This window comes from Paenibacillus qinlingensis (assembly GCF_013204845.1).
GTDB classification, from domain to species: domain Bacteria; phylum Bacillota; class Bacilli; order Paenibacillales; family NBRC-103111; genus Paenibacillus_E; species Paenibacillus_E qinlingensis.
The window spans coordinates 1-13,477 of the sequence record NZ_JABMKY010000011.1 but is presented as its reverse complement, the minus strand read 5'-3'; the positions used below and the strand labels follow the sequence as shown (position 1 = coordinate 13,477).

Annotated in this window: 12 protein-coding genes; 6 read left to right on the top strand and 6 right to left on the bottom strand. The window is 42.0% G+C overall.

Features of this window, described 5'->3' with window-relative positions; translation table 11 throughout:
- Positions 1-33: 33 nt before the first annotated feature.
- Both HQN88_RS37745 and HQN88_RS19725 read right to left on the bottom strand, forming a co-directional pair.
- Positions 34-1,611 carry a helix-turn-helix domain-containing protein gene (locus HQN88_RS37745; RefSeq protein ID WP_246320345.1) on the bottom strand — a complete coding sequence of 526 codons (1,578 nt, stop codon included), beginning with the start codon at positions 1,609-1,611 and terminating at the stop codon, positions 34-36.
- Positions 1,589-3,391, bottom strand: a complete 1,803-nt coding sequence (locus tag HQN88_RS19725; RefSeq protein WP_173115719.1) for a sensor histidine kinase — start codon at positions 3,389-3,391, stop codon at positions 1,589-1,591. Before HQN88_RS19725 ends, HQN88_RS37745 begins: the two co-directional genes overlap by 23 nt.
- A gap of 414 nt (positions 3,392-3,805) precedes the next feature.
- Between HQN88_RS19725 and HQN88_RS19720 the strand changes: the two genes are divergently transcribed.
- Positions 3,806-7,048, top strand: coding sequence for an Ig-like domain-containing protein (locus HQN88_RS19720; RefSeq protein ID WP_173115717.1), 3,243 nt, complete (start codon positions 3,806-3,808; stop codon positions 7,046-7,048).
- A 467-nt stretch (positions 7,049-7,515) separates the two neighbouring features.
- Here HQN88_RS19720 and HQN88_RS19715 read toward each other — a convergent pair whose 3' ends face one another.
- On the bottom strand, positions 7,516-7,878 hold the full coding sequence (locus tag HQN88_RS19715; protein ID WP_274319288.1) for a DUF4362 domain-containing protein: 363 nt from the start codon (positions 7,876-7,878) through the stop codon (positions 7,516-7,518).
- 554 nt (positions 7,879-8,432) lie between these two features.
- Here HQN88_RS19715 and HQN88_RS38135 point away from each other — a divergent pair.
- The 5 genes from HQN88_RS38135 to HQN88_RS19695 all read left to right on the top strand — a co-directional run bounded on the left by HQN88_RS38135 (position 8,433) and on the right by HQN88_RS19695 (position 10,671).
- Positions 8,433-8,558: a hypothetical protein gene (locus HQN88_RS38135; RefSeq protein WP_274319284.1), complete on the top strand. Its 126-nt coding sequence runs from the start codon at positions 8,433-8,435 to the stop codon at positions 8,556-8,558.
- A 189-nt stretch (positions 8,559-8,747) separates the two neighbouring features.
- On the top strand, positions 8,748-8,900 hold the full coding sequence (locus HQN88_RS19710) for a hypothetical protein (RefSeq protein ID WP_173115713.1): 153 nt from the start codon (positions 8,748-8,750) through the stop codon (positions 8,898-8,900).
- A 219-nt stretch (positions 8,901-9,119) separates the two neighbouring features.
- Entirely contained in the window at positions 9,120-9,857 is a 738-nt protein-coding gene (locus HQN88_RS19705) for a TIGR04255 family protein (RefSeq protein ID WP_173115711.1), read from the top strand.
- A gap of 2 nt (positions 9,858-9,859) precedes the next feature.
- A complete protein-coding gene (locus HQN88_RS19700) occupies positions 9,860-10,279 on the top strand; it encodes a hypothetical protein (protein ID WP_173115709.1) in 420 nt (139 codons plus the stop codon).
- Positions 10,279-10,671, top strand: coding sequence for a DNA-binding protein (locus HQN88_RS19695; protein ID WP_173115707.1), 393 nt, complete (start codon positions 10,279-10,281; stop codon positions 10,669-10,671). Before HQN88_RS19700 ends, HQN88_RS19695 begins: the two co-directional genes overlap by 1 nt.
- A 713-nt stretch (positions 10,672-11,384) precedes the next feature.
- On the opposite strand, the gene HQN88_RS19690 is transcribed toward HQN88_RS19695, so the two are convergent.
- The 3 genes from HQN88_RS19690 to HQN88_RS19680 all read right to left on the bottom strand — a co-directional run.
- Positions 11,385-11,948 (bottom strand): hypothetical protein, encoded by a 564-nt coding sequence (locus tag HQN88_RS19690; protein WP_173115705.1) that lies wholly within the window; start codon positions 11,946-11,948, stop codon positions 11,385-11,387.
- Positions 11,949-12,492: 544 nt separating this feature from the next.
- Positions 12,493-13,101 (bottom strand): class I SAM-dependent methyltransferase, encoded by a 609-nt coding sequence (locus HQN88_RS19685; protein WP_173115703.1) that lies wholly within the window; start codon positions 13,099-13,101, stop codon positions 12,493-12,495.
- Positions 13,102-13,387: 286 nt separating this feature from the next.
- On the bottom strand, positions 13,388-13,477 hold a 90-nt coding region (locus HQN88_RS19680), incomplete at its 5' end, for an IS3 family transposase (RefSeq protein WP_173115701.1).

Genomic DNA, 13,477 nt, shown 5'->3' with positions numbered 1-13,477 from the left:
AAGGAACGGAATTGCCTACATCATAGAACGGATTTAACTTGTATGCTGCGGTTCATCCTGTGACTCCATTCGTTTTCGATATACGCTTGGCGTTATTCCCGTCACACGCTTGAATATTTTGATGAAATAATTGTCATTGCTGAAGCCAACGTTGCAGCCTACATCGCTAACGGATAAATCCGACTCAGCCAAAAATACCTTCGCCTTTTCGACGCGATAGTGCTGTACATAGTTGATCAGATTTTCCCCCACCTTTGACTTGAACAACCGACTGACATAATGCTCCTCCATCGCAACATATCGGGCCATCGATTTGAGCGTAATGTTCTCATCGTAATTTTGCCGGATAAACCGGATGATTTTATTTATCTCTTCGTGGTCTGTCAGTTCTTCCTCAGACGCCGCCTTATGCTGCAAATACCTTTCGATTCGCTGCCAAAACAGCTCTTTCAGCTGCTGGGAAAAAGCAACCCCCGTCAATTCTCCAGAAGGCAGTCCAGGATGATTGACAATCCGCGCAAAAAGGCGGTCCAACCTTACCGTTGTTTCTTTAACAAACGTAACCGGTATCGTTAGCTCCATCATCTCGTTCCATAGCAAATCAAGTATCGTCTTGCAAGCTTCCACCTTACTCTGTTCGAAGATGAGCAATAGCTCCCTCTCGTGTGACCATGACAAAGCGGAGAAAGGTTGCCTGGTTAGGGAGGAAACCTCCTGTTCGAATACAGCAGATGAGGTCTTTGATTGCCCAAAGCGAGCGTCAACGCTTACGAGGCCTATCCGCCCGTCGTGCCAGCATCTGTCCAGCATGAGCAGCGCCTCGAACCAGACCTTGCCCAGCTCGGATGCCGGGAACGGTTTGGCATAAATTGCGGCGTACATAATGCCGGGTTCACCTGCTGAAGGAGCTTTCCAGGCGAATGTACGGTCGCTCCAGCAGAAGACGGTCGTAATTCCGTCCTGCGTAAACGATGACCACTCGGACCGGACACTCATCTCATCTGAGCCAAGGTAACCGATTTTCCGTGCTTGCTCCATGCAATATTCCACGTTGTCGTGTAAAAAAGCACAAAAAAATACATGTTGCAAAGAGAATGAAGGCATCGCCACCATCTCATCTTCCAAACCCTGAAGCCTGCCCTCCCTAAGGTAAAAACGATCCCACAGCGATCGATACATGTCGCGGTACCTGTACAAGCTCTGTTTCGCTTGCAGCTCGCGAACTTCTGCTCGGCTTTCTAGTTCCCGCTTGATTTTATGCAGTGCCCTCTCCAAGGATTTCACATCCATGGAAAGCTTGAGCAAATACCCGGAAGCCCCATATTCGAGCGCCTGCCTCGCAAATTCGAATTCGTTCATACAGGTCAGCATCAGAAATCGGCAGTCCCATCCCCCCGTACGGGTCTCCTTTAGAAGCTCGATGCCATCCATCAGAGGCATGACGATATCCGTTATGACGAGATCAGGGTTGCACGAGTGGATCAGCTCAAGAGCCTCCTGGCCATTCCCTGCTTCGCCTACAAGCTGGAACCCGTGCTCCTGCCAATTGATTCTGCCGACAATCGTTCTTCTCACTAATGGCTCATCCTCAACGATGATCAGTTTCCACATGATGATCCCCTCCCTTGCTATATGGAACCGACATCAGCATAGGAAATCGCAGCCGTACCAATGCACCTTCCTCTAGCTCCATCAACTGCAGCTCTGCATTTTTTTTAAACAGGAGCTCCAGCCGTTCCTTTACGTTTGTTAATCCGATACCCTTGCGCACCCGTTTCTGCCTCACCCGCTCCGCCTCCTGCAAGCCTTGTCCGTTATCCTGCACCTCCACCACAACCGAGTCATGCTGTTCATAGATGCGAACGACAATTAAACCACCGCGACTCATTCTCGCGAATCCGTGTACAATTGCATTTTCCACAAGAGGCTGCAAGCTGAGTTTTGGGACGAGCACATATTGAAGCTTCTCTTCGTATTCGTAACGAAAGTCGAACAGATGGTCGAACCTAACGTTTTGAATGTACAAATACGCATTAATCAGCTCAATTTCTTCTTTTAGATGGATTAGCTCCACTTCCGCATTAAGACTCGTTTCTAGCAGCTTCCCTAGTTGAATGCAGATTTCCGATGTAACCTTGTCTTCCCGGTCGATCGCGTGCCATTTCAACGTATTCAGCGTGTTCAGCAAAAAATGAGGCTTCATCTGGGCTAGCAGCATTTGAAACCGTACGGCTTCCTTCTGCCGTTCCTCCTGTTTCAACTGATGCACCAGTAAGTTGGTATCAGTGACCATTTGATTGAAAGATTGTGCCAGCGCAAGTATTTCACCACGGTAATTCGTCTCAGGTAAAAACGTTTTCAGCCTCATTTTCACCATGTTCTCCATTTTTTTCTTGAGTTGGTGAAGCGGTCTTGTGATCGTCGATGAGACAAACAGTGTCAAGCCAATAAATGCAACGGTCAGCAGCAAAAAGGTGATTACCATGCGCCTTTCCAGTAACTTCAGGTCGCCGAAATAAAAGCGAAGCGGAAATTCACCTATGATCTGCCATTTCTGCGGAGTCAACGTTATCGAGTTATACAGCATAGAATAACGTTCATCAATATATGACAAGAGTTGCTGATCGGGGCTTTGCAGCAGCTTACGACCAACTTCTGAGCTCATCCCGCTCATTTTCTCCGTTTGAGCAAGCAAGTTGCCCGCTTCATCGGCCAAATAATAGTTTTGTTGTACTGGAAAATCCTTAGCAATCCCTTTCATCCATGCCTCATAATCGAAACGGATGCGCACGACACCCACAAGCTTCCCCTGCTCTTTGAGGGAACCTGTCAGCGTCAGCATGTGAGCGCTTTCGCTAAGTCCCACTGGCAAATCGTTTCGATCTGCGGATAGCCAGCGATAGCTTTCTTTACTGTTTTCCAACTCACGAATAGCTTTGGCATTCCAATCAGGCAGTCTTTCCCCTTGTGGCACATCGAACGAATCGTATTGACTGCCAGTCACATCTGCCACCGAGACATACAAAAACCGGCTTTGAGATAAATTGCGGTTACGCATTTTCTCGAGTACTTCGCGAATTTGCCTAGCGTTATCGCTGGGCGAATTATTGTCTCCCGCTTGCAGTGCTTCCATAACGGCAGGTTCTTTTTCCAATTGAACCAGGTGCAGAAACATAGCTTTCACCGTGTCGTTATAGTCCGTTTTCATAATGTTCAGCTGCGCGCCGAATTGCTCGCTGATTTTGTTAACGATCAGGTCCTCTGTCTGCCGGTAATAATAGAGTTGCAAAATAAACAGTGGAATCAGAATTACGAGTACAAAGCCGAAAAACAACCGGAATTTAATTTTTTGCGGCAGCAGCCTGCGAAGAAGTCCCCTCATTTTCAACATACCCTCTCCATAAAATGACATAATCCGCCTATGATACAGTTCATGTTACAGCACTTTATTTATCGTGAACAGGAACAGTTTTGTCTTGCGGATTGAACATATTTAACGTAAATTGATGGGTTCATACGTAAATAGTTGCTTTCATGCAGCCCATCAGCAATTTGAAATGAACGGACAATATGGCTCTTCTTCAAATCTCCGGGCTGACACTCCCACATTCCTTCATTCAACCTGTCCATGAGCGGTGCAACAGTTCAGTTTGAGATATAACATCCAATTTGACACTTAGGAAGAGAAAAACCGTTTGTACCTGTTACATGCAGGGTGCAGATGGTTTTTTCTATTCATTTTATACACACAAAATCCGATAAATTTAGTATAATTACAAGAATTACGCAGGGCGGAGGAATGATAGTGAAACGCGAAAATAGCAATAAGCTGCGATGGATTGGCGCAGTTCTTTTGGTTGCCCTCTTAGTTAACTCCTATCTGCCGGCAGCTTATGCACTTACGACAGTTGGACAAGTAATTACAGGCCAGACATCGTCCACTTATGGCGAGTCGGTGCAACTTACTACTGTTGTGACAGATGGTACATTAGGCGGGGCAACACCAACTGGGAGCATCACGTTCTATGATGGGGGCACAGTGATTGGAGAACCACAGGAGCTCGTTGCTTCAGAACCAGAGGTTGTTTTTAAGAGCTCAGGGCTTGCTCCGATGCCTGCTGGGAAAAAACTCACTTGCTCGAACTGTCCTGTTATTCAGTGGGGAGGACTCAGTTATTGGGCATTCAGCGATACGGACAATAATACCATTACTTATTTGTACGGGTATGATGCGAGTAACACGTTGGTAAAAGCTTGGGAATTTCCAGGGAATCGTTACGTTACGGATATCACTGTAAATAACATCGCTAAGACAGTTACACTTGTCGGACAGAGCAATGCGCAAACAATACGTACTTGGGAGCAGCTTGAAAATTACAATGCTCACGCCTCTATGTCCTTCCCCAGCCTAGCTGTAGGTACACATACGATAACAGCTAGTTATTCAGCCGAAGATGGTATACATAGTCCACAGTCGTCTACTTTTGTGCATACGGTTCATGCCATTCAAACCAATACCACGCTTACCTCAAATGCTGGGCTCATATATGTTGGCGAGCCAATTACATTCACAGCAACAGTAGCCAATACGGATGGCAGTCAGGTCATGCCGGGGGGAATGGTCACCTTTCGAGAAGGTAACAATGTATTGGACGCTACGAGTGTTAACGGAAGCGGAGTCGCAACCTTTACGACGTCGTCGCTGCCAGTAAGTGGTTACTCCGTAACTGCGACTTATGATGGCGATGCTCAGCATCTAGCCAGTACGTCTAGTAGTTTATCGCAATCCGTTCTAGGAATTCCGACAGTCGTGGCGGTCAGCGCTAGTCCCGAAAGCACGACAGTCGGGAACTCCGTGACGTTGACAGCAACTGTGACCAATGGCATGACGAGTATCCTGGAACCGGCAGGAACCGTGACGTTCAAGGAGGGCTCAACTGTACTTGGCACAGGAACGTTGAGTTCAGGGACAGCAACTTGGACGGCGCCTACTCTCGAATTGGGAACCCATTCAATCACAGCACATTACGGTGGAAGTCTTACACATGTTGCCAATAGCTCAAGCTCTATTCCCGTGGTCGTCAATCTGATCCCTACTTCATCAACTTTGATGGTTAAAGGAGCGATAGACGCAGCTTCTACCTACGGAACTTCATTGACGTTACGTGCATCTGTAGCAAATACGATTGGCAACTCAATTCCACCAGATGGTATCGTAACTTTCAAAGATGGTTCAACCACACTAGGGACTGCCCCTCTTATTTCAGGTAGCGCTGAATGGTCGATGCCCGATAGTATATCAGCCGGAGCCTACTCTTTTAAAGCGGTGTACAGCGGAGACAGCAACCATGCGGCAAGTCCATCAACTGCAGTCGGGCATACCGTAAACAAAGCAAGTACATCGACAACCCTATCATCATCGGGTGAGGTTACTGTCGGTGAAACGACGACTTTAACAGCACAAGTAACACATATACTGAATCCTAGCATCAAGCCAACAGGCACAGTTACTTTCAAAAATAACGGTGTCGCCTTGCAAGCACCAATCTCACTAGATAACAATGGCACTGCGGTGCTTGCCACTCACGATCTTCCGGTCGGCGATCTCGTCATTACGGCGGAATATAGCGGTGATGGCAATCATAACACGAGTGCTTCGCAGCCAATTACCCAGCCTGTATCCAAAGCACCGGTTAGTGTTCATCTGTCTATAACACCACAATCCGGGGAAAGCATATACGGACACACAGTAAGCGTCATGGTGCAGGTAGTTAACACAGGCAGTGGTGGGTCAGTTCCTACAGGGACGGTAACACTTTCAGGTACAGGCGGCTTCAGTAATTGGCCGGGTGCTTTGACACTGACGAACGGGACAGCAACTTGGGAGACAGAGCAGCTTGCTGTTGGCACGCATACGGTCGTCGCAAGTTACTTAGGGGATGACGAGCATCTTAATGGGGAATCAACCAGCAGCAGTCTGAAGATTAAACCAATTCCTGTTACTGTAGTGGTTACCGCTTCTGTTACGGAGGCTGTTTATTATGGAACTCCCCTTACATTTACCGCACATGTGACCAATACGAATGGAGAGTCAAAGATTCCTGCTGGCCATGTTGTTTTTAGTGGCGGCAACTTACTAGACACTCCAATACAACTTGACTCGACAGGAACTGCTTCTATCACTTCGGCAGCGCTGCTACCTGGAACTTACCCTATTCAGGTCGCTTACGTTCCTGACCTGCTGCATGAAGCACAGACGTCAGCTTCAATCACTCAAGTCATCAAACCGAATACGCAGGGGACTGTACTTATTTTGAATCATCCGAGTGGAACTTTCCAGCTCGGAGAGCCTATCCAATTCTCCGTATCCGTAGGCGACTTAATCGGTGACTTGACGCAGCCTGGCTACATTTCATTGAAAGAGAATGGCGTTGAAAGAGCAAGGGTAACGACCGATGTGTACGGAAATGCGGAAATCAACTTAACAGGCGTTAGCTCTGGCACGCACCAATATACCGCGCTGTACGAAAGAGCCGGCCTCACAGATAGCACGGAGTCCCCATCGGTGACAGTTGTTGTGCAGCCTGCTTTCGCGCAACTTGTGCTCACAAGTGATGACTATGGCAAAATACTGCCAACATCCACTCCGTGGATCGCGGCAATTGTTCATGGCGCTAAATCAACATTCTCTTTTCAAACAGCTTCAATGGAAGCCGATACTATCACCGAGTTGAAGCAAATGGATCCGCAGAGCGGCCAGCTAGGCGCAGCTATCGAGGTGACGAACGGACAGAGTGAACCTATTTCGTTCGTGGAAGGCTTGAACCGATTCCAAGTAAAAGTGGTGAGCCTGGATGGTACAGCTTCAACCGTACATATCGTGTCCCTCTTTTATCAAAAAGAGGAGAAGCTGTGGGACATCACCAACGTTCTCGCGGTAACGCCATTAGGGTATGATATGGATGGAAATGGTACGTTTGATAAATCCGATATTATTGAATTATTGAAGTTAATTGAGCCGCTTTCCGCGGAAGCGCTGCGACCTTAACTAAACAGTGCGGGTATGTGAAAAAGGCATTTCCTCTGTAGCTAACTACTACAGGGAATGCCTTTTTTGTCGTTAGCCTAGCGACTATTGCCATAGGGAACGGGAGTCATTTTAGTAAATCGACATAAACCGTTGTGTCTGCGGAACTACAGTGTCTTATTTGTCCGTACCGCAAATTCAATATAAGTGATCCAGGTAATTTCTTAATAACATTAAATGTCCAAGTTTCCGGCATTTCCACACGGCCTTTCATCGCCACATGCATGCGTCACCTCATTAGAAGCATTCATCCAAGTGAGTGAACTTTGCTAATGTTGGGAAACATTAAATTTCTAAAGTGCAAGAAGCCAGCAAACATAAGGCTTTTCTGGCTTCTTCATGAAAATAAGAAAATGGTTGTTGCGATCGAAAAAGCCTAAGAAACGATTAAGTCATGAAGTACATCTGACACTTAGCAGACAGTTCATTTACAACTTTTCTTTTCTAAAAGACAGAATTCTAAGTTGGTCATCATCCTTGTAATTTTTACATTTTGATAATTCAACATCAATAAAATCACTATCTCTTTCGTGTATTCGAATAAATTTACAGACATATTCGGTCTTGCCTTTGTCTGTACTCCATGCATCTCGTGAGTTATCAACTATCCAATTTATTTCTTTACCATTTGAAATTACGTCATGAATGGCTGGCCCGCTATCCATTCCTGGTTCTATAATCATTAGATTGTCTCCTTGCCCCTCATTAAATCTTGTTACCATTTTATCAACTCGTTCAAGGTCAGCTCTGTCAAGATGGAAAATTACTGAGTTGGTAGCAGTATCGTTCACTTTATTTGATTGATTTACAAACACAAAAATGAAGACAATCAAAGCAATAATTATGAATGTCTGAGTTATAATTAAAGTTTTTTTGTATTTAATATTTTTACCTCCTTTAAAGTTTTATTTACATTCTTTTACGAAAACGGCGAGAATATGTTGCGTTAAACTCCCCGTTAGTTTAACGCCTGCTTGCTGAAAATCGATTGAGTCTTTAACCAGTCTAGAGGTCGGTGTCTAGAATGTTGGGAGATTTGTGTCACACGACTACAATGTAGGCAAATTTGTGCATTTTTCTATGACACAAATTCACCTACATAAAAAAATAAAAACTTTATTTCTCAAGCTTTTTCTCTCAGGTTTATGTAGGCACATTTGTGTCATTGGACACGGAAGATCTGTCCCTTCCGTTTTCCCGACGTACTTTACATGCATTTAAATAGAAGAAACACAACCAACCTGGGGGGAAATGGTTGTTGCGTTCTGTATGTATTTCGTAAAACGATAGCTTGTACCTTGTCCAATTTATTAGAAATGAAGAGAAGAGATATAGAAGAAAAGGGTTGAAGAGCATGCATTACAGCACCGTTGCCCAGCGGACGCCGCCGGCGGGCTTCGACTATCCGGTGACGAAAAGCAACCTGATTCAAGAGGTATTATTCATACAAGAACCAAAGGTACCGACTTAATTAACTATAAAAAATTCATAGAGCTCGGATACGACAAGGTTCTAACTCCATTATGGAGCTGTTAGCTTCACAAAAACCAATGCTTTAATCCCTCATATCAACGGGGGGACTCGTAATGGCCAACTAGTGAATGCAAAATATTTTAAAAACGACGGTTTTGCTGATTTATTGCTTGAGAATCATATGACGATGGAGAATTTTGAGGAAGCAATAAAGCAACTGTATGAGAGCCGAACGAAGTACATCGAGAAAATGAAGATTTATCAAGAAGGCGAAGGTGGCGATAAGGTAATGACCTTAATCAGGGAAACAGCAGAAATTGGATTAAGACGAAACGCATAAGGATAAAATTAAAAAACTCACCCAAAAAATGATTAAACATGTAAAAAAGAATTTATTTAACTCCTTCTTCGATGAATTAAAAAATTAAATAGAAAAATTTAGAAATTATAATTTACAATATGTGTAATCTGGGTTAAGATTCTAATAAAAGAACATTTAATTTTGGGTCTTTTTTACTATTTATTTTTTGATCTAGATAAGTTTAGATCTGGAGGAATTATGAGTCAAAAGATTTACAAGAATGCACCGATAGTAGAGGCTGTTTGTGAATTGGTTTTTGATCAAGCTTCTCAAATGAACGCAGATTACGAGGAACAAATTTACGAGTTGTTAAAGGATCAATACCCGCAAAAAAAATTAGTTACTAACTATCAGCCAATAATTGAAACAAAAAGTCTTAGAATTGAGAAGCGTATTGCACCACAAGAAAGAATTCAATTTTTTAATGAAAGTGACACAATACACATTAAAATAAGTCAAAACACTCTTTCAGTTAGCCAGCTTGCCCCATATCCTTCTTGGAATGAATATCTGGGAAACATTCAAAATATCACCGAAAAGTATAAGAGTGTGGTAAATCCGGAGAGCATTCTTAGGGTGACATTAAAGTATACTAATAAAATTGATTTTTCAAAGATAATAGAAGAAAGTGAAGAATTAATTTCAATTGAGTCTTATTTTAACGTATATCCACATATAAGTGACGAGCTCCCACAACAAGTAAGTTCTTTTTTCTTGAATCTTGAATTTCCAGTAGCAGGTGATAATTCACTAAATATTCATATCACTAATTTGGGAACTCAGATACTTTTTGAATTAAAATTTAACAATGGAAATGATGATGTGAATTTCGAGAATTTTGTTGAATGGCTAAATACAGCTCATGATCAAATTGAAAGTTTTTTTGAGGGTAGTATTACCGATAAGACAAGAAAATTGATTGGTGAGGAGGATTAAGAATGTTTACTTACTCAATAGCAGATAAAAAGAGCTCATTTATTAAGGGAGTATTTGATTTAACTGCTAGTACTTTTGAGGACTCCCCAGTACAATTAATAAAAAGTCTTGATGAGATGGCACATTTTCGAGACTATAATGCAGTTATTAATTTTCTTAAAGAACATTATTATCTTGTCGAAATAATTTATGCTGCAATGGATAGAGTACATCACTTCTTTCCCTCCGAATCAACTTTTTGTGAAGTTGATATAATATCTGATGAGGAATTAGAAAGTAACAAAAAATTATTCTTATACATAAAGTCTACCCTTGAACCGGAAGAAGCAATGGAAAAACTGGATGCGTTTGACGATGCTTGGTGGATTGATATAGTTCCTGAAACAAACTGCAAAATGATTATAGATTTGGAGTTTTTATAATGTCTTTTAATTGGAATAAATATCATACACTCGCACAAGAGTTGTCACAAAAGCCAGGAGAAGAAAATAAAAGGTCTGCAATTAGTCGAGCATATTACAGTGTTTATTGTATTGCTCATAAGTACTATAAAGACAATTTAACTAAAGGACTTTCTACGAAGTTTAAGGATGCTAGCATGCATACTATAGTGTGGGATACCTTTCAAAAAAATGGAAATAAAGATAAAAAAACAATTCAAAAGCTTGGAATTCTTGGAGAACGTTTAAAAGTAGCGAGGAAAAAAGCTGATTACGAAGAAGTAATAAAAGAAGATATCTCAAAAGTTACTCAAAAAGCAATGAAAGAGGCTGCTGAAGCTCACACTTTATTTCAACAATTATTAGGAAGTTAATTTTTATCAAAATAAGCCCCTGAGGAGAGCCTTAGGGGCATTTAATTTACCTTGTTTTTTATTGGGGTGTAATTATTTGCTCAATTCATAGAGCATATACAGATTCAATGATATACCTTCTTCAACAGCTTTACTCGTAAGGTGCGAATCCTGCTGTGGCTCTGGGATACTTAAAGCCGTAAACATTAAAGTTATGCAGGCATACGGTTAAATTTTAAGTAATACATACAGAATCGACGGATTATTTCATAGGAATTATGATCAGCAAGGTGAGGTTATCTTTTCCGCAGTCGTCAGGATATATATTAAACGCGCCAAGTGTATTTTATACATATGTCTTTAATACGGTTAAATCCCTTGTAACTATTGATGATATGATGTCGGATGACAAGAACTTTATCCCATTCCCGGCCGGAATATGCAGAATTTTCATCAACGCAAGGTAGCAATTGCGCGTAAAAAAAGATCGCTAAACAACCACACTGGCTTGTAACTAATGAGCAATACGGACGTTTGTCAAAAAACAAAGTGCATTGTTCTTGTCCGCTTTGCAGTGATAAAACTGCTTTAATTGGGTTTCCAAAATCCTAAATTAGTCAACTGCAATGCCAAGCCACACAATTACGGGATTGTCAAAAGGGAGAGCATTAGTGCTCTCCCCTTTTTGTGTAAAAAGTTCTGGAGTACCGTTTCATATCAAATACCGTTCTTCGTTAGCTTAAAGAATCATTGGTAAATCGTCGGATCCGATCAAAACATTTTGCTTTTAGAATATGACAATTAACTGTTGTAATTTTACTTAATAGTTCCTTTGTTTTTGCTTTTAGTTCTGTTTCAAAGTCATTCCATAGTAACATCTCATTGATAATTCCCTCTTTCTTGGCATTACCGAATAATTCGATATTGGTTTGAAGAGGGCTGTCGCTGTTCACTGAGGTATCATTGTTCAGCTTACTAACGAGTAGTTCATTTTCATTTCTAATGAACTCAAGCCATGTCCAAGGATTTTCAATATACTTTAGTGCAACATAGTTGTTCATTTGAAGCTCTGAATAGGCGTCGATAAGAAACTCAAAATGTGTGAGTATTAATTCAGAATAGATACGTTTCGTCTCCAACCTCATCTCAGGAGACGGGTATGGCAAGTACTCAATTCCATTAATGATCAAAGTAAAACAACCATAAATTTGATTGTACTCATCTATAAAAGTATGAATATCCATTCCTTGAATTTCAGCAATATCATCTTCGAAAATTTCATATTTAATCTCAAACACTCAGAATTCCTCCGGACATTAATGATTATCGCCATAGCTGGCTTAAGGATACTTATATGTTAACACATATTGGAACCATCCTCCCCATTAGCTCAATCGCCTGCCGATCTTTCTATCTGCTGTATTGCGTAGTATTAAGGCCATAGTACTCTTACATAAGATGTATTCGATCGGGTATCTGTCGGGAATGAGATCAAGTTCTTATCATTGGTTTTTGACAAGAACCTAATTCCATAAAAAAAAATCCACGAATTACGCGGATATTAATTAGATAATGTGCTTGTCATCTGACAGTTTCGTTTTGTAATAATTGATAAATTTGATAAGAAAACGAATGGAGGCCGAAGAATAAATAATTGGCAAGAAGGCGAGGAGGTTCACAAGGAGACCGAGGGAAATAACCATGCCTAATGTCTTTTCTACGACCGTTCCTATTAAGGAAAGATTTACGTATTTCGGCTTCTTCCTCTTCTTCAAAAAATGCGTCCATATCAACCTCGATTCCAGCCTTATGATCCTCTTGCCATGCTCCCCCTCCTTCTTTTTACATCGACTTTCTCACGCACCAAGTACTCATACAACGCTGCCCGGCCACATTCACCGTTTTAATAGGCTCAAATAGTATCCCTTTCAACTCTTCCGTAGTTTTCTGTAATTTTTCCTCATCCACAAGAAAACGGATGCTCCCGTCTGGAAGTTTATAACGTTCATCCCCGAGTGGCTTTACCTTTGTTTCAATTCCAATTGATGATGCAAGTCGTACAAACATCAGCCCGTCAGGCTTAAGTACACGCCATAATTCATGCACTATTTGCTGGAAATGGGCCTCATTCTCAGCAAAATGCAGAACGGCGTTACTAATAATAAAATCAAAATAATGATCATCAAAGCTCATCTTATCAACAGCTTCAACCCGTGTGCGCTCGTTCGACCAGTCAGGTGCTATCTTCATGGCAAGCCTCTGAACAGCGTCAATCGCTTCCTCAGATCGATCCACTGCATACACGTCATACCCGTTACGCAGCAAATAGATAAGATTGCGACCAGAGCCGCATCCGGCATCGAGAATTCGCATTCCCGTCGTAATACGACCTTTTAATAGCTGATCAAATAAATAAATATCAATATCGCCAAACTGCTCTTTTAGATTCATATGCTTCACCTGTTTACCTTCAAAATATCAACATAAGAGACGTTATCCTGAATCGAAATAATCCCAATATCCGTAATTATACCATCAATTCTCGTAGTTGAAGATTTATAGACAAAGAATCACTCTGGATGAGCAGCCCTTTGCTCCCCATATATTTTCCGGACAATAAGACAGTATCCTTGCGAGGTTTCATTCATCCATTGTTGGCCGATTGGCTCTTTATGCCCGCTACTTCAAAAAGACTGCCGATAGAAATGAACTGACCCCCAAAAGTTAGACATTTATGTTATGCAGCCTGTGAGGCATGAGTTCGGTACTGTACCGGGCTCATGCCTTTTAGTTTTTTCTTGATGCGCTCGTGATTGTAATAGTTCAT

Excerpts from the sequence above, each read along its gene's own strand:
- HQN88_RS19685 (WP_173115703.1), bottom strand. The coding sequence starts at position 13,101 with ATGAATCTAAAAGAGCAGTTTGGCGATATTGATATTTATTTATTTGAT.
- HQN88_RS19700 (WP_173115709.1), top strand. The coding sequence starts at position 9,860 with ATGTTTACTTACTCAATAGCAGATAAAAAGAGCTCATTTATTAAGGGA.
- HQN88_RS19695 (WP_173115707.1), top strand. The coding sequence starts at position 10,279 with ATGTCTTTTAATTGGAATAAATATCATACACTCGCACAAGAGTTGTCA.
- HQN88_RS19705 (WP_173115711.1), top strand. The coding sequence starts at position 9,120 with ATGAGTCAAAAGATTTACAAGAATGCACCGATAGTAGAGGCTGTTTGT.
- HQN88_RS19725 (WP_173115719.1), bottom strand. The coding sequence starts at position 3,391 with ATGTTGAAAATGAGGGGACTTCTTCGCAGGCTGCTGCCGCAAAAAATT.
- HQN88_RS19710 (WP_173115713.1), top strand. The coding sequence starts at position 8,748 with ATGGAGAATTTTGAGGAAGCAATAAAGCAACTGTATGAGAGCCGAACG.
- HQN88_RS37745 (WP_246320345.1), bottom strand. The coding sequence starts at position 1,611 with ATGTGGAAACTGATCATCGTTGAGGATGAGCCATTAGTGAGAAGAACG.